This window comes from Priestia sp. TRM10 (assembly GCF_057808375.1).
In genome coordinates, this window is the sequence record NZ_JBJZOT010000002.1 from 453,835 (window position 1) to 471,095 (window position 17,261).

Consider the following 17,261-nt stretch of genomic DNA (forward strand, 5'->3'; position numbering starts at 1 on the left):
GCCGATTCATCATCCATTAGCTTCTATCTTCTCCTCCAATATACTCAAACGAGTAAATATGGGTTTTTGTTAAATCGATGACTTCTTTAATGAATTCCTCTTGGGTTTCTTTAAAGTTATTGTGAATCCAATTATGAAGGAGGCCGTAAAACCCATAAGCTGTATAACGTTTGAAATAATCCATATTAACTGGAATATTATTAATGGTTTCAAAAACGAATTGTTCTTTATAAATTTTTAAGATCGTCTGGGGAAAGCGAGTATGTAATCCTGGTAACGTATCCTCATAGTTAATTAATTCAAAGAAATTTCGGTTTTTATAAATATAAGAAACAATATTAAAAGATGGTTCATTTAGTTTAGTTGTATACACTTTCCGTCCGGGTATATGCGGGCTCCCTACTGAAGCTTCCAACCCTTGAAGCATAGAAAGTAGTAGATCTTCAGCTAATTCCAATTTGTCTAGGTAATGAATATAAAAGGTACTGCGGTTATAAGCGGCATAATCAACAATATTTTTAACGGTAACGGAATGATATCCCTTTTCTTTAATAAGCTCAATTAAAGCTTGCTTCAAATGTGTCTTTGTTCGATTTTGCCGTTGAGATGGTGCATTTTGCTCATAATTCACGAAAAAACCTCCCTCAAAATAGACAGATTCATGATAAGTGTCTAACTGCTAGACACTTAATGATATCTTAATGATTGTTAAATGTGAACAAAGGAGTACAATTAAATTGTGAACAAAACAGCACAGATATAAAATATATCTAGCTATTTCCCTTAAATTATGATAAAGGGAATTTATATTAGGAGGAATTAAGATGGGAAAATTACAAGATAAAGTAGCTGTCATCACTGGGGGAGCATCTGGAATTGGAGCAGCAACAGCACGTTTATTTGTTTCAGAAGGAGCAAAAGTAGTCCTTGTGGATTTAAATGACGAAAAAGGAAAAGCTTTTGAAGAGGAGTTGAAAGCGCTTAACGCCGAAGCTCTTTTTATAAAAACAGATATTACGAGCGAAGAAGAGGTTGCAAATCTCTTTAAGAAAACGGTTGAAACATTCGGTAAAGTAGATATCGTTTTCAACAATGCAGGGATAGGTCGTGTTCAACCTTCACATGAGTTAGAGTACTCAGAATGGCGAAAAACGGTCAATGTTGACTTAGATGGGGTCTTCTTAGTAGCTCGCGGGGCAATTCGTGAAATGTTAAAAACAGGCGGGGGGGCAATTGTTAATACAGCTTCTATGTATGGTTGGGTTGGATCACCTGGTTCAGCAGCTTATAATGCAGCAAAAGGTGGCGTAATTAACTTAACTCGTTCACTTGCGCTTGAATATGCAGAAAAAAATATTCGTGTCAACGCATTATGCCCTGGTTTTATTGATACACCAATTATACCAGAAGAAGATAAGCAAGCTTTAGCTGCAACAACACCGTTAAAACGTCTTGGTAAATCAGAAGAAATGGCGAAAGCCGTATTATTTATGGCTTCTGATGATTCTTCATTTATGACAGGTAACAGTTTAACTGTTGATGGTGGGTATACCGCTCAATAATAAAGATTTACGATTATGTTTTGCTTTACACTTAAAATTTAGAAACTAAAAATACTTTTGATTAAAAATGTTTAGGCTATATAAGAGTTCAGTGTAGAAAACTAGAATCTATCGGGGTGAGTGATTAAAATGACATTTCCAGTATTAGAAGGTAAAGTAGCTATTATAACAGGTGCAGCAATGGGGATGGGACTTGCGACTGCAAAACTTTTTGCTGAAGCAAAAGCAAAAGTAGTTATAGCAGATTTTAACGAAGAAAAAGGAAAAGCAGCCGTTTCTGAGATCGAAGCTAACGGAGGAACAGCTTATTTTGTAAAAGTTGATATTTCTAAATCTGATCAAGTGCAAGATATGGTGGCTAAAACAGTTGAGAAATATGGACGCCTTGATGTGGCTATTAACAATGCGGCCCTAACACCAGATAACGCTCCTGCCTCTGAGTTTGATGAGGATTATTGGAATAAACTAATTTCCATTGATCTTACGGGAACAGCCTTATGTATGAAATATGAATTACAACAAATGATTAAACAAGGCCAAGGCGGAAGTATTGTTAATATATCATCTGTAAGTGGTTTCCGTCCTCAGCCAAATAATATTGCTTATGTGGCGGCTAAACATGGAGTTGTAGGCATGACTAAAGTTGCTGCATTGGAAAACGGTGATAAAAATATTCGAGTGAACTCAGTAGCTCCAGGAGCGATTGATACACCTATGTTAAGAGGAGCATTAGAAGAAACTGGACAAACTGAAGAAGAATTTGCTCCTCAACTTAGTCTATTAGGTAGATTTGGTCAACCTAGAGAAATTGCACAAGCAAGCCTATGGTTAGCTTCAGATTTATCTTCTTATGTAACAGGTACAACGATTCACGTTGATGCTGGTTATACTAGCCGCTAAAGAATATAAATGAAAAAGCAATCTAAGCCTTTTTATTATTACAGTCTTCAGCTATGTATTGAGGAGTAGAAAGGGTGTGTAGTTTTTAATACTACACACCTTTTTTATTACGCAGAATGATAATTATATAAAACTTAAATCCTTCGTTCCATTATCAAGAACAATTCCTTTTACAATCTTTAGAACTCCTTCGGCATCATTTAAATTCACTAATTCTACTGGAGAGTGAGAATACCTACGTGGTGTCGAGACGATGCCTACAGGTACCCCTTTATTTGTTAAAGCTAAACTAGCAGCATCTGTTGTATAGAAATCTCCGAGTAATGTAAGAGTTTGTAATGAAATATTCGCTTTTTCTGCTTGCTTTTCAATCATTTCTCTTACTTTTGGATGGATATGGTTAAATATCATTGTTCCGCTAACACTATCTGCAATGGGACAAGCAGGACCTTTTCCGAGATAAACAGGAAGTGATCTTTCCGTATCGATATCTGGAGTATCACCTGCTGGTATTGTATCTAAAACAATCGCGTAATCAGGATTTATCACATTTCCAGCCGTAACCGCTCCCCTAAGCCCGACTTCCTCTTGGACGGTTATTACGCCATATAAAGTCCCTTCAAACTCTAACCCTTCTATTTCCTTAAATAATTCAATTAAAATTGCGCAGTGAATGCGATTATCTATGGATTTTGTTGAAATAAGATTTTTATCTGCCATTTCCATGAAATCACTTTGAAAAACAATAGGATCTCCAACCCTAATCCCTAGATGTTCTACTTCTTGTCTAGATGAAAGACCTACATCAATATAGCATTCACGAGTTGTTTTAACTTTTCTACTTTCTTCAGGTGTTTGCATGTGTCCAGCTTTTATCCCAATAATTCCCGGTATTTTCTTTGTTGTTATCCAAACTTTTCTCCCTAATAATAGCTGATCAGAAACTCCTCCTACTTTATCAAATATAATAAAGCCGTTTGGCAGAATATTTTTAACGCAGAAACCTACTTCATCAGAATGAGCAGAAATCATAAGTTTTGGTCCTTGTGCAACTCCATATTTAATAGCGATCACATTTCCATTGTGATCGACTTCTACTTTATCTGCATATGGGGTCAACTTTTCTTTTAAATATTTCACTACTTCTTGTTCTGTACCAGAAACTCCAACGATGCTTGTTAAATCCCGTAATGTTTCCTTGATTCTTTCTTTTAAATTTAGAGCGCTCCCTACCACTTTTTCCATTACTCAACATCTCCTTATAGTTTATAAACCTACTTCTTTTTGGAGTTCAGGGGTTACCAAGCCGTCTGATATATAATTCAAACATGCTGAAACAAATAATTGACCAATCATTAAAATAGCTCGTTCATCAACGTCAAACTTTGGATGATGATGGGGATAGGCCTTATCCCCTTTCTCATCTCTTCCCCCTACCCAGAAAAAGGTTCCTGGCACTTTTTGTAGATAGTAGGAGAAATCCTCCATCCCCATATGAGGCGGTTCATGCCCGACTTTTTCATCTCCAAAAAGTTTTTTTGCCAATTGTTCAATTCTTTTGGTTTCTTCTGGATGATTCCAAACAGATGGGTAACCTCTTTCATATTTATATTGAAATGAAGCTCCCGCACTTTCACAGGCAGCTGCTGTTATTTGTCCAATTGATTTCTCGATTAAATCTTGAACATCTTTATCAAAAGTTCGAACAGTTCCTTTCATTTTAGCTGTATCTGGGATAACATTATAAGCTTCTCCACCATTAAACGAACCAACTGTCACAACTGCAGGCTTTAGAGGATCAACTCGTCTGCTGACAATTTGCTGTAAATTCAATAAGATTTGACTTCCTACTACAAGTGGATCTACCGTTAAATGTGGCGTAGCTCCGTGCCCTCCTGCCCCATATATGTCTATTTCAAATGTATCCCCAGCAGCCATTAGATACCCTTCACCTACGCCAACAGTTCCAAACGGAAGGTGGGAAGCAACATGTGCTCCATAAACTACATCTACTCCACTAAGGCAGCCATCTTCAATCATTGCCTTCGCTCCGCCTGGGATCACCTCTTCAGCAAATTGGTGAATAAAAATAACATTTCCTTCAAGCTCATCCTTTACTTCACTTAACACTTTGGCTACCCCAAGTAATGCTGCTGTATGAATATCATGGCCACATGCATGCATAACTCCAGGAATGCGAGATTTGTAATCTACTCTTTTTTCATCTTGAATGGGTAGAGCATCGAAATCGGCACGAAATGCCACCGTTTTCCCAGGCTTTCCTCCTCTTAACCTCCCCACAACTCCCCTGCCCCCCACTTCTGTCCTAACTTCTAATCCTAACTGAGTTAGAAAATCAGCTACTTTTCTAGGTGTTTCCTTTTCTTGAAAGGAAAGTTCAGGATACATATGGAGGTCTCTGCGAAATGTTACTAACTCTGGATATATTTCTTGGAGTCTTGCAAACAATTTTTCCATCATCATAAATATTCTCCTTAGTATAGATTTAGTTATATAGCACACGAAATCAATTAGTTGAAAGTCTACTTAAGTTCATATATCTTTCTTCTCATAGCTTAGTTGACTGAGAATCCTTCATATTCAGAGGTGAGACTAGATTTTTAGTAAGCAAACTTACAATCACCATAAAGAAAACGTTTATAAGTAAAGCGACAACCCCAACGTTCAAATCTTTTAGCACGTGTGGTAATGAAGGAAATAAAGTACCGATGGTAGACTCAGTGATCGTCATATAAGCGACGGTAATTACACCGACAATCATCCCTGCAGATGCTCCTTGTTTTGTGATCATACTACGTTTTGACAGACTAAAAACAACAGCTGGGAACAGCTGAGTTATAAAGCTATAAGCCATTAAAAGCAAGGTCACAATAGAATTGCCTCCGTTAAACGTAAAGTAAACACAGATAAGAGATATAACAGGCACTAAAGCTCTTGCAAGGTTTGCAATTTGCTTTTCTGTAGCTGAAGGCGTAAACACCTTATATACATTCTTGGATAACGTTGTTGATGCTGCCATTAATAGCATGGAACCTGGAACTAAAGCTGTCAGTAAACCAGCGGCTCCAATCATTCCCACAAACCAAGGGTCAAAAGTTTGAATGGAAAGGCGCAGCAAAGCTAAATCGCTATCAGCTCCCGTTAATCCGGGTACTTGTTTAATAGCGGCAAAACCAACAAAAAAGATAAACAGTAACATAATGGTATAAAGCGGCGTAATAATAGCATTTTTACGAATAGCTTTTGCACTTGATGCTGAATACGTAGCCACAAATAAATGCGGCCACATTAAACCGCCCAAACAGTTCATAATAACAGTAGAAATAAACCATGAAGTGCTCAGCCCTTGATCAGGTAGCGTAAGAAAGTTAGGATTTGTTGCTTGAATCTCTTTAAACATTGGTTCTATGCCGCCATAGTAGTGAAAGGGAATATAAATGCCGATAAAAAGAACAATAACAAAAATCATAATATCCTTAATAACAGCTGTCCAAGCAGAGCCGTGTATACCGGAAATCATGACATAGGCCGTAACAGCAACAACCCCAATCCAAATGGCAACAGTAGGAGAAATCAAGCCGTAAGAAGCCTCAGAAACAATAATCCCTAATCCCTTTAACTGAAGAACAATATAAGGAATCATCGAAATAACACCAATTACAGCTGCAAGAACACCTAAATATGGACTTTTATACTTACTTGTAAAAAAGTCAGACTGTGATACTAACTTGTGCTCCTTCGCGTATTTCCATATGTTCGGATAAAACCAATAAAACAAGCAATAGAGTAGACTTAAATAACCAATGATGTAAAGAGCTGGTCCCCCTTTTCCATATGCCCATGAGCTTGCGCCAAGAAAGGTAAACGTTGTATAAGATTCTCCCGCCATTAAAAGAAACACAAAGATTGTCCCAAATCCCCGTCCACCAACTGACCATTGCTCGAGATCCATATCCTTTCCCTTTTTAGCTCGAATTCCTAAGTAGATTGCTAGTAGTAAAAAGCCAAGTATGACGAAAAGGGACGCATTCATTCCGTATCCTCCTTATTGGCTGGATCGAATCTAAAAACAATGGCCATCGTTACAGAAGTTAACATCGCCCATAACACTACCCAAAACATAATAAATGGCATTCCAAGTACATACGGCTCTACTCGATTTACTAGGGGTAAAAAGCCAAGCATACCGATAAAAGGTAGCATAGATAAAAAGTGAATCCCTTTCATTACACATCACCTCTTCATCATTTTTTTATCTTTACAAGGAGCGAATTTTAAAAGAAAGGTTCTCTCTAGTTCACTTGAATATTATTTTAAAAATTCTGAATATTAATTGCAATGTAGGTTTCTACCTATTAAAATTTAATTAAATGTAGGTTTTTACATAGGAGTTGTGGTAATGATGACAAATACCGGATTAATGCTCTCTTATTTAGAGAGAAATTCAAAAAATATTCCTTATCAAGTTTGGGTTCGGAAGCCACAGGGAGAAAATCAGTATGTGGCAAATGACATAAACATAAACAGCAAAGTTCCCCCTCCTTCCATCCCTAGAAATCCAACTTTTACAACGTTTCGGCAAAATCAGCATGTTTATCTTTCTTTTGGTTACTTGGAAGACTATGAGGTAATAATTGCTATTCCGGAAAAGTTCTATGTGATGAAAGTTGAAGAGTTGGAGTATTTAAATCTTCTTTACAAGCTTTCGTATCAACAAGAAATTGTCCAAAAAAAGGATCTAGAATTGGAAAACCTTATTGAAGGAATTCGTTCGATTACTTCATCTCTTGATTTGGATGAAGTATTAAAAAAGATTGTGACAAATACTTTAAAAGTGATTCCTGCTGCAGATAGAGGGTTTCTGCAATTATATGACCCTGTTATCGACAGACTTATCCCTAAAGCATTTGTGGGGTTTAACGACCGTCTCCAGCTGTTTAAAGTTAAAGTTGGAGAATCTATTACAGGAAAAGTATTTGAAGATGGCAAACCAAGAATCTATTATTCAGAAGAAGAAGTTTATGCTGCGATGGACAAGTATCATATATCAAAAAAGAATAATGATCATATTCTCTCTTCTACCTCTCCTTTCAATAGTATAAAATCCGCTATGTGTGTACCTGTTTCTATCGGAGAAAATCGATTAGGAGTCATGATTGTGCACCAACGATCTAGAGAAAAGAAATTAACAGATCATCATCTGAATTTATTAAATGGGTTTGCTTCTCAAGCTGCTGTCGCTATTCAAAATGCTCAGCTTTATTCAGAGGTCAAAATAAGATTAGAGGAAGTAACAGAGTTAAGTGAAAAACTAAAGGAAAAAAATCAGTTACTTTCAAAGAGAAATGAAGTCCACGGGACGTTAACAAAGCTGTCCCTACAAAATAAAGGAGCGGAAACCATTATTTTAGAATTAAACCGGATGATCGGTAAATCCCTTTCCTATTTTAATGCAACGGAAAATATATGGTATCCAAACCAAGCAAACCGTGTACCTGTGTTTAGCTCCGATGAAATTGAAAAAATCTTTTTAAAAAGACGAACGCCGGTTTATGTTGACGTCTTTACTCAAAAGAAAGAAAGTTATTATTTATATCCTATTGTTAATGGAGCTATTTTTTTAGGTTGTTTCGTTGTATCAGTTTCCGAACCATTTTCACCACTTGATCAAATTACAGTTGAACAAGGGAGTGCTGTTCTAGCTTTAGAACTAGTAAAAAAATTAACAATGACAGAGCTTTACTATACAAAGACACATGAGTTTTTCAATGAATTATTACAAAATAAGAATCGAGAAACATGTTTAGAGAAAGGAAAAGAATTTAATTTAAATTTGAATTCTTTTTTGTTCGTGGCGATATTTGAAGTTACTATATATAATGACCTACAAGTGTTAGAAATGAATATTCATCGTTTAGTCTCAAGAATTAAAGAAAAATTACAACCCTTTAGTATCCTTATTTATGGTTTTCATAACAAGGTTGTTCTGCTTGTTTCCCTATCTAACCAAAGCTCTTTATCAGCGGTTACTAAACAGTTTGATGTCACGATGAAAGAATGGAGAGCAAACAGCGGTGCCCCTTTGCGTGTAGGAGTAGGCACTCTATATAAGGGGATAGAGAATGTAGTGAAAAGTTATGAAGAAGCAAATCTGTCACTCTCTTATTTAAAAAGTCGTAATAAATCAGAACTTTTCTTTTATGAAGACATAGGGGTAAATCGTTTATTTTTACAACAACCCTCCGATGATATTGAGAGATTTTTGAATGAAGTATTTGTTCCATTACAGACTGAACACGGAGAACATAACGATTTAGAAAAAACTCTCCTCTCTTATATTAAAAATAATAAATCAGCAATTAACACCGCAAAACAACTCCACATTCATATTAATACTCTTTATCAGCGGTTAAAAAAGATTGAAAAACAATTAAATTTGAGTTTTGATAATCCAGAAGACGCTTTAAAAATCCAGTTAGCTTGTCATCTTAGAGAAACATTTTTTTATTCGCAAATTTAGAGATGTACTTTCTATATAAAGGGATAAAAGATCAACTTTCTTAAAAATTAGGGATTCTACTGGTTCTCCTTTTTCAGACAGACTCCCCCTTCTCCAGACAGGTTTCCTTTTTGGTGTACATGTTGATAAATTCGAAGAAACCACCTTATGTAAGGTGGTTTCTTCGAATTCCATCTTTAAACGAGATTTTGAGATACAGTAAGTCACAGCCCCTTCTTACCCTCAATAAATAGCATAGTCTTGCTGATTAAATAATCGATTTTAATGTGACTTCATGTGACCATTCTGAGCGATCAGAGTAAGCAAATACTGCATTCGTCACAACCCAGCATCATAAAAGAAGGCATAACGTACAAAATAAACAAGTGTCACCTAGTCTTGATCAAGAGCACAAATTTACATCAACTATATTCTCACTTCTATTATGTTTCTTCTTTTTTCTTCAGTGTACATTGGTAAATATGCATTGCCTCTTCATATGGAATGTGATGGAGGGAAACTTTCACTTTTTCTTTTCCTGAAGTTACAGCCATATTGATGGATGCCAGATGTTTTCTTTCTTGCAGCCATGTTTGGCGTAGCGCTATCCATTGAATACGTCCTCGTTTAATAATGGCCGTATTGCGAAAAAAAACACCGTATTGCAAAGTTAGAAAACGTTCGCTTTGATTCCAACCCGTAGTGCGGTATTCTCTCCACCCTAACCATAAACTTATGATTGGGATAATGAGAGAAAAATAGTGATATGGCTCTGGTATATACATCCACGATGGAATTAAAAGAAGACAACCTATTAGAAAAAGTGGTCCTACGTAAGAAATTCTAGCTTTCTTTGGCGGAGTGTGCAGATTGTTGCTCCTTTCATATCCAGTAAAAATCTCAATTAAAGATTGTACTCTGTCCTTTTTAACAAAAGGAATCAAAGAGATTGTTTTTTTCACTTGTTCATCTTGACTATTCTGAATAACAACAGCTTCGATTGAGGCATATCCTAGCAGGCGCTGTAATGGTCTTTCGGTGATAAAAATGGCCTGTATGCGGTGTTGTGCAATTGTTCGATGCTTCTTTTCGAATAGTCCTTGTTGAATTTCAATTTCTCCTCGTTCATTTTTATCTAATTTAAAATGATAATCACTAACATAGGTTAGGAACAAGGAAAGAGCAAAGGAGAGAAGAATCATGAGAGTAACAGTAGTGAAGATCCAGTTAGAACCAAACCAACTGGCTAAGTACGTAAATAAGGTATCCCTATCGCCTCCTTTTGTTATATCCCAATATTTCAGTAATCCGAGACATAAAAAGGTAAATACAATGCCAAACTTCGGAGAAAGCAAGCTATGGACTATTAAATCTTTGTTAGATAATTGAAGGCCGGATTCTTCGCCACTCTCTCCTAGCTTATCTTTGTTATATTCGTATAAAACTTGGCGGATCCGCTGCTCTTCTTCCTTGGAAATGCAGCTAAGGATGATACTAGATTCCTTTCCACCTGCAAGTTCAATCGTTAAAGTTCGGGTAGAAAATAAATGATCATACACACGTACTGTAGAGTCTAACGATTGAATACGGTCAGATGTTACCCATCTTTTTTTCGTTACAAATACACCTGTTTCAATATATATTCCTTTTTCTTGAATTTGATAAGTAAAGGCTTGCCATTTCAACCCCGCTACAACTAAAAATAAAAGAATAATTAAACTACCTGCGGTTACGTTGATTATTAAAGTAGAAATTTGATCTCCTATTTTTTCATGAACAAATAAAACGATAAGTGGAAAAACCCATATAAAAGATAGAGATTCTTTAATAGCAGCAACCATAAAATAAAGAATGGAAATAGGGTGAAGCCGGTGAATGGTTAATTTGTCAGACTTGTTCATCGTCTAACCTCGCATACATCTCAATTTCCCTACGAATCTCATCAGCTGTTTCTTCGGATACTCCAGGAATCTCATGGCTACCTGCTGCTGTGGATAAGACAATGGTATAAAGACGATACTTTTTCAAGATAGGACCTTGTTTTGCATCAACATGTTGAACTTTTACCATGGGAATTAATATTTTACGCTTAAACAGGAATCCTTTTATAATTTCAATACTTGTCTCACTTATACGGTATCTCCATATCCGATATTCCCACTTCGGCAGAAAATAAAGATGAAACGGTATAGATAATAGAGATAAGCATACGGTCACACCTATAATCCATTTTGGCCATTCCCATTTTGACGTACAATAGAACAATAAAAGAATAATGATTGCATATGCACATAAAGAAAGGATGCCTTCTATCATTTTTGCATGTACACTTTTTTCATTTAATCGTCTAAACCCCGTGTTACTCACTAAATCCTCTCCTAATATATATTCTCTTGTTGTATGATAAAAGATGCTTGCAAGGTAGACTCTAGATTTAAAAAATAAATTCTCTTTCCGGTTATAACCAATCTCTCACATAAGCTACTAACCCTAAAAAGTCGCCAAGAGAAGCTCCTATGAATAAGCTGTGAACAGATTTCCATTCCATTTGCTTTGTGTCATTCTTTTCTTCAATACTAACCCCTCCTACCTTCCTATTTTAAAATGGTTTTTCCTCTTTCTCTGTTAACTCTACGAGAAAAGGGAAAAAGAGAATGAACAGGATAGCAACGGTTGCACTTATATACCCTAGTCCAATTAAAGGACTGGTATTTTTAAAGGAGATAAACTGCTTTGTCCTACAGACAGGACATTCTCTTCCTTCTTTCGAAAACCCTAGTTGCCATACTCTTCTTTTTTTCCATTTATGATTACAATTTGTACAATGTGCCATAAGTTCACCTTCCTCTTTTCTTATACGTAACCTCATTGTTTTTGTTTCAATATTTTTGCATGTTTTCTACGGATAGCTCCAATCATAAAAAAGAGCGAGATCCTCTTACGCCTCTCTTGTTAGTTAAGAAAAGCCCTTATTTTAACTTTTCTTAGATTAATATGTTACTAAAATATTCGTTACAGCTGTAGTAAGAAACTTTTAAATCCTTGCTTTTTGTTACAGTTACAAGTGAATAAAACATAATTTGTTTAGATTCTTTATATTTCAAACAAACACCTTGTTTTCTTTTCGATAAAAAAACACTCAGTATGTACTAAGCAGATTATTAAACAAAACCTCGACATTATATTAAAATATAATAACTGAGATAAAAGAAATCCATTTTATTTCCTAACTGCACATAAAAGGTAAATCTACTGTATACATTAAAAATTGTATGAAGAAAGGACACACTCCTATGTCAAATATTAATATCCCTGTTTCGGTTTTAAACTTAGCTCCTATTCGAGAAGGCCAAGATGGGAAAGAAGCGATTGACGCTGTTGCCAATCTTGCTCAATCTACGGAGAAGATGGGCTATAAACGATATTGGATTGCAGAGCATCACAATACCCCTACACTTGTAAGTTCTGCAACTTCTATTTTAATGAAACATACGCTAGAAAACACAAATAGCATCCGCGTTGGCTCTGGAGGAATTATGCTTCCTAACCATGCTCCATTAGTCGTTGCAGAACAATTTGGGACGATGGCAACAATCTATCCTGACCGCGTTGATTTAGGTCTTGGGCGTGCACCTGGCACAGATATGATGACAGCAAGTGCTCTGCGTCGCTCAAAAAGTGATTCTGTTCATACTTTTCCAGAGGACGTAAAAGAATTATTAACGTATTTTGGTTCAGAAGAAACGCAAGGGTATGTAAAAGCCTATCCTGGCGTAGGGACAAATGTGCCCATTTATATTCTTGGCTCTTCCACTGATTCAGCTTATTTAGCTGCAGAACTTGGATTGCCATATGTATTTGCATCTCACTTTGCTCCTGCACAGATGGAAGAAGCGATTTCTATTTATCGTAGACGTTTTAAACCTTCTCCATATTTGGATAAACCATATATGACGGTAGGGTTAAATGTTATTGGAGCTGAGACTGATGAAGAAGCTGACTTTCTAGCTTCAACAATGCATTTCTTCTTCCTTAATGTTATTCGCGGTACAAAAATGCCGATGAAACCACCTGTAGAAAACATGCAGGCTCATATGAATCCGATGGAAGAAAACATGATTTCATCTATGACAAGCGTAACCTTTAAAGGAAGTAAAGAGACGATTCGTAAACAGCTAACAGGTTTCCAAAACAACTATAATGTAGATGAAATTATGGCTGTTTCATATATTTATGATCGTGAAAAACAAAAGCGGTCATATGAAATCTTAAAGGAAGTAGTAGACGAAAAATAAGGTGGAGAAATGCGAATATAAAAAGGGTTCCTAATTAGGAACCCTTTTTTTGTGTTTTTTTCTATTGAATCATGGCTTCATCATCTTTTTGATCATGAGTTCGTACACGCTTGTCTATTCTGAAAGCATAATAACTAATCACAACAACAGCAAGGAAACCAATTCCTACAATAAGGGATATTCTTGTTTCTTCATTAATCCACATACCAATAAGGACCATTAGTAAGAACGCAATGGTGATATAGTTTGTGAAAGGAGCAAAAGGCATTTTGAATGGATGGTGATCCATTTTTACCCTATTTCTTTTCCTGAATTGAATTTGACTAATAAGAATAACAAACCATGGAATCATACCTGGAAGAACGCTTGCACTATATACATGTACAAATAAGTTTTCTGGTGCAATATAACTTAAAACAACGCCAATGGCTAGCCCAATTAAAACACCAAATGTACCAAATAGCGGAACCCCACCAAGAGAGACTTTCGCAAAGAATTTAGGGGCTTGTCCATTTATACCTAACGTATAAAGCATGCGTCCTGCACTATAAATCCCACTATTGCATCCAGACATCGCAGCTGTGATGACAACAAAGTTAATAAATCCAGCGGCAGCTGTAATCCCAACTTTTGCGAAAGTGGCTACAAATGGACTCCCAATTGCATTCAGTTGATCCCATGGATAAACAGTGACAATAACGAAAATAGCGCCAATATAAAAGATTAAAATTCGCCAAATTGTACTTTGAATAGCTTTTGTTAACGTTTTTTTCGGATCTTTTGCTTCACCAGCTGTAATTCCAACAAGTTCTACACCTTGATAGGCGGCAACAACGAGAGATAAGGCAAAGAAAAATCCTTTCCATCCGCCTGTAAATAAGCCACCATGCTCCCATAAATTCGATAATCCGATGGCTTTCCCTCCACTTCCAAAACCAAAGAAAATGAGTCCAATTCCTGCTACAATCATTAAAATAATCGTTACAATTTTAATGAGCGCAAACCAAAATTCAATTTCGCCAAAAGATTTAACAGAAATTAAGTTAGCTGCTCCAAGAATAATCATGGCAATAAAACCTGGAATCCAAGCAGGAAGATCAGGGAACCAATACTGCATATACGTTCCAACCGCAATAATTTCCGCCATCCCAACAATTACCCACTGAAACCAGTTACTCCACGCTGTCATATACCCTGCTAATGGATGAATATACTTATAGCCAAATGTCGCAAATGAACCTGTACTTGGTTCTACATACAACATTTCTCCCATTGCCCGCATAATGAGAAATATAAAAACACCGGAAATTGCATAAGCTAACATAACAGACGGCCCTGTCCATTGAATTGTGCTCGCTGATCCCATAAATAAGCCAACGCCAATCGTACCACCTAACGCGATCATCTGAATATGACGACTTTTCAAATCCCTATTCAAATCTTTGTTTGCCATCCTATTTCCCCCTACACTACTCATAGTCAAAGTTTGATGAAACTAATGCTCCTGTTTTAAAGTTTTCTTCACGCCTAAAGAAAGCGCTTACTTTTAAAACAATATTAAGAGTGCATAACGTACTGATCTTTCATTCTCTTTGAATACTACATACAGTACTTCAAATAATAGGCTGATCTAGGCAGTAACTGAAATTGATTTTAATCTTAGCTTTGATAATATATCTTTCGTCATTTTTTCTAAATTATATTCTGGATTAAATCCCCATTCTTCTATTGCACAAGTTGAATCTATTCGATTAGGCCAGCTGTCGGCAATAGATTGTCTTACAGGATCAACTTTATAATTTAGGACAAACTCTGGAACATGCTTTTGGATTTCAGCGGCGATTTCCGCTGGATCAAAGCTCATAGCAGATACATTAAATGAATTTCGGTGTTTTAATTTGGAAGCATCAGCCTCCATCAATGTAATAATAGCTGTTAATGCATCAGGCATGTACATCATATCCATATACGTCCCCTCAGCAATATAAGATGTATATCTTTTATGTTTAATTGCTTCATAGTAGATTTCAACTGCGTAGTCCGTTGTTCCCCCACCAGGAGGTGTCATATATGAAATGAGCCCAGGGAACCGAAGCCCCCTCGTGTCTACTCCAAATTTGGAGTAATAGTAATCACATAGTAATTCTCCAGATACTTTATTGACCCCATACATCGTTGTTGGTCGTTGAATAATATCTTGCGGAGTCAGATTTTTAGGAGTTGTTGGACCGAAAGCGCCAATAGAACTAGGCGTGAAGAGTTGACAATTTAGTTCTCTTGCTGCTTCCAACGCATTTACTAATCCACCCATATTTAAATGCCAAGCTAAAAGCGGCTTCTTTTCAGCTGTTGCTGACAGTAAAGCAGCTAAATGAATAATTGTATCCACTTCATATTTTTTAGCGATGTTGAACATTGCTTTTTCTTCTGTCACATCTAAAATTTCAAATGGTCCTGATTGAACAACATCACTTTCCGTTCTTCTAATATCTGTTGCGATGATATTATCATGTCCGTAAATCTCTCTCATTTTTAACGTTAACTCTGAGCCAATTTGACCTAAAGCACCTGTTACTAAGATCTTTTTCATGAAAAAAACCTCCCCTTTTTTACTTACGATCCTGCAAGTATTGCTCTTAAATAAGTTCCATCTCTTTTCCTACTTTTTCATAAATAGCCAAAGCATGGTCTAGCATTTCTTTTGTATGCGCAGCTGTTGGCATATTTCTTACTCGCCCTGTGCCTTTTGGAACGGTAGGAAAAACGATAGATTTTGCATACACGCCCTCTTCATTCAGTCGCTTACTAAACTCTTGTGTTTTTGCTTCATCTCCGATTACACAAGGGGTGATCGGTGTTTCGCTTGCTCCAATATCAAATCCTAATGCTTTCAGCCCTTCTTTTAAATAATTGCTGTTTTCCCGTAGCTTATTTTGAAGATCTGAGCTATCCATTAAAATATCAATAGCTTCTATACAAGCAGCAACTGCTCCAGGTGTGACCGCTGTGGAAAATAAGAATGGACGACTTCTTACTTTTAACCAATCTATTAAATCTCTCTTTCCTGCTACATAGCCTCCTACAACCCCGATAGCTTTAGATAACGTTCCTATTTGAAAGTCTACTCGATCTGATAACCCAAAATGTTTCACTGTTCCTGCGCCATTTCCTAATACACCTGATCCATGGGCATCATCAACATATGTCATTACATCAAACTCTTCAGCAATCTCCACAATCTCTGGAAGCTTGGCAATATCTCCATCCATCGAGAATACTCCATCTGTGATAATCATGATTTTGTTGTATAATCCTGACTCTTTTGCTTGGCGTGTTTTCGTTCGTAGATCTTCCATATCAGAATGGTTATAGCGGATAATCTTTGCCTTTGATAATCGACATCCATCAATAATAGAAGCATGATTAAGTTCATCTGAAAGAATAGCATCATGTTTATCCATCACTGCTGAAATGGCTGCCATATTACAATTAAATCCTGATTGATAGGCAATGGCTGCTTCTGTATGCTTAAATTGGGCGAGTCTCTCTTCTAATTTGACGTGAATATCTAGCGTTCCATTAATTGTGCGAACAGCTCCAGCTCCAACGCCATAGGTTTTCGTTGCTTCTAAACAAGCGTCTATTAATCTCTGATCTGTTGCCAAACCTAAATAGTTATTAGATGACAAATTAATTAACTCTCTTCCTGCAATTGTAATGATTGGCCCATTTGGCCCTTCTACAGGATCAATCACATTATAAAGTCCTTTGTTTTTTAACTCATCCAAGTTTTCTTTTAAAAATTCATGTAATGTTTTACTGGACATTTCATGTACCCCCTTATTGTTTGTAGAAATAAACGTAAAATCTTTAATGATTTATCCCTATTTCAACGCTGACTTTTAAGAACACTACGCTTATTTCTCTTTTTAAAAAACACATGTGTCCTCCCCAAAAAGACACAAACAACCACTAAAAAGCTTT

Annotated in this window: 15 protein-coding genes; 4 read left to right on the top strand and 11 right to left on the bottom strand. The window is 36.4% G+C overall.

Annotated features, from left to right (window positions below; genetic code table 11):
• Positions 1-16 precede the first annotated feature (16 nt).
• A complete protein-coding gene (locus ACK3CR_RS02290) occupies positions 17-631 on the bottom strand; it encodes a TetR/AcrR family transcriptional regulator (protein WP_243509288.1) in 615 nt (204 codons plus the stop codon).
• A gap of 193 nt (positions 632-824) precedes the next feature.
• On the opposite strand from ACK3CR_RS02290, the gene ACK3CR_RS02295 reads away from it, so the two are divergent.
• Together ACK3CR_RS02295 and ACK3CR_RS02300 are read left to right on the top strand one after the other, a co-directional pair.
• Entirely contained in the window at positions 825-1,562 is a 738-nt protein-coding gene (locus ACK3CR_RS02295; RefSeq protein WP_488974679.1) for an SDR family NAD(P)-dependent oxidoreductase, read from the top strand.
• A 129-nt stretch (positions 1,563-1,691) separates the two neighbouring features.
• Positions 1,692-2,462: an SDR family NAD(P)-dependent oxidoreductase gene (locus ACK3CR_RS02300; protein ID WP_243509281.1), complete on the top strand. Its 771-nt coding sequence runs from the start codon at positions 1,692-1,694 to the stop codon at positions 2,460-2,462.
• 123 nt (positions 2,463-2,585) lie between these two features.
• On the opposite strand, the gene ACK3CR_RS02305 is transcribed toward ACK3CR_RS02300, so the two are convergent.
• From ACK3CR_RS02305 to ACK3CR_RS02320, 4 genes are all read right to left on the bottom strand, one after another.
• On the bottom strand, positions 2,586-3,707 hold the full coding sequence (locus ACK3CR_RS02305) for a M42 family metallopeptidase (protein ID WP_243509279.1): 1,122 nt from the start codon (positions 3,705-3,707) through the stop codon (positions 2,586-2,588).
• Between the two features lie 21 nt (positions 3,708-3,728).
• Positions 3,729-4,943: a M20 family metallopeptidase gene (locus ACK3CR_RS02310; RefSeq protein WP_243520840.1), complete on the bottom strand. Its 1,215-nt coding sequence runs from the start codon at positions 4,941-4,943 to the stop codon at positions 3,729-3,731.
• An 88-nt stretch (positions 4,944-5,031) separates the two neighbouring features.
• Positions 5,032-6,516, bottom strand: coding sequence for a sodium:solute symporter family protein (locus ACK3CR_RS02315; RefSeq protein ID WP_243509275.1), 1,485 nt, complete (start codon positions 6,514-6,516; stop codon positions 5,032-5,034).
• Positions 6,513-6,710, bottom strand: a complete 198-nt coding sequence (locus ACK3CR_RS02320) for a DUF3311 domain-containing protein (RefSeq protein WP_328123697.1) — start codon at positions 6,708-6,710, stop codon at positions 6,513-6,515. Before ACK3CR_RS02320 ends, ACK3CR_RS02315 begins: the two co-directional genes overlap by 4 nt.
• Before the next feature lie 172 nt (positions 6,711-6,882).
• Here ACK3CR_RS02320 and ACK3CR_RS02325 point away from each other — a divergent pair, with 172 nt between their 5' ends.
• A complete protein-coding gene (locus ACK3CR_RS02325; RefSeq protein ID WP_430238468.1) occupies positions 6,883-9,003 on the top strand; it encodes a helix-turn-helix domain-containing protein in 2,121 nt (706 codons plus the stop codon).
• 422 nt (positions 9,004-9,425) lie between these two features.
• Here ACK3CR_RS02325 and ACK3CR_RS02330 read toward each other — a convergent pair whose 3' ends face one another.
• The 3 genes from ACK3CR_RS02330 to ACK3CR_RS02340 form a co-directional block, all read right to left on the bottom strand.
• Complete coding sequence (locus ACK3CR_RS02330) at positions 9,426-10,883, bottom strand: PH domain-containing protein (RefSeq protein WP_488974680.1); 1,458 nt, start codon at positions 10,881-10,883, stop codon at positions 9,426-9,428.
• Positions 10,870-11,349: a PH domain-containing protein gene (locus tag ACK3CR_RS02335; RefSeq protein WP_488974681.1), complete on the bottom strand. Its 480-nt coding sequence runs from the start codon at positions 11,347-11,349 to the stop codon at positions 10,870-10,872. The genes ACK3CR_RS02330 and ACK3CR_RS02335 overlap by 14 nt, the downstream gene beginning before the upstream one ends.
• Before the next feature lie 232 nt (positions 11,350-11,581).
• Complete coding sequence (locus ACK3CR_RS02340; RefSeq protein ID WP_488974682.1) at positions 11,582-11,815, bottom strand: hypothetical protein; 234 nt, start codon at positions 11,813-11,815, stop codon at positions 11,582-11,584.
• 460 nt (positions 11,816-12,275) lie between these two features.
• Here ACK3CR_RS02340 and ACK3CR_RS02345 point away from each other — a divergent pair, with 460 nt between their 5' ends.
• Complete coding sequence (locus tag ACK3CR_RS02345) at positions 12,276-13,277, top strand: LLM class flavin-dependent oxidoreductase (RefSeq protein ID WP_488974683.1); 1,002 nt, start codon at positions 12,276-12,278, stop codon at positions 13,275-13,277.
• A 61-nt stretch (positions 13,278-13,338) separates the two neighbouring features.
• On the opposite strand, the gene ACK3CR_RS02350 is transcribed toward ACK3CR_RS02345, so the two are convergent.
• The 3 genes from ACK3CR_RS02350 to ACK3CR_RS02360 form a co-directional block, all read right to left on the bottom strand.
• On the bottom strand, positions 13,339-14,730 hold the full coding sequence (locus ACK3CR_RS02350) for an amino acid permease (RefSeq protein ID WP_488974684.1): 1,392 nt from the start codon (positions 14,728-14,730) through the stop codon (positions 13,339-13,341).
• Positions 14,731-14,907: 177 nt separating this feature from the next.
• On the bottom strand, positions 14,908-15,867 hold the full coding sequence (locus ACK3CR_RS02355; RefSeq protein ID WP_488974685.1) for an L-threonine 3-dehydrogenase: 960 nt from the start codon (positions 15,865-15,867) through the stop codon (positions 14,908-14,910).
• 46 nt (positions 15,868-15,913) lie between these two features.
• Entirely contained in the window at positions 15,914-17,104 is a 1,191-nt protein-coding gene (locus ACK3CR_RS02360) for a glycine C-acetyltransferase (RefSeq protein ID WP_328123704.1), read from the bottom strand.
• Positions 17,105-17,261: the final 157 nt, after the last annotated feature.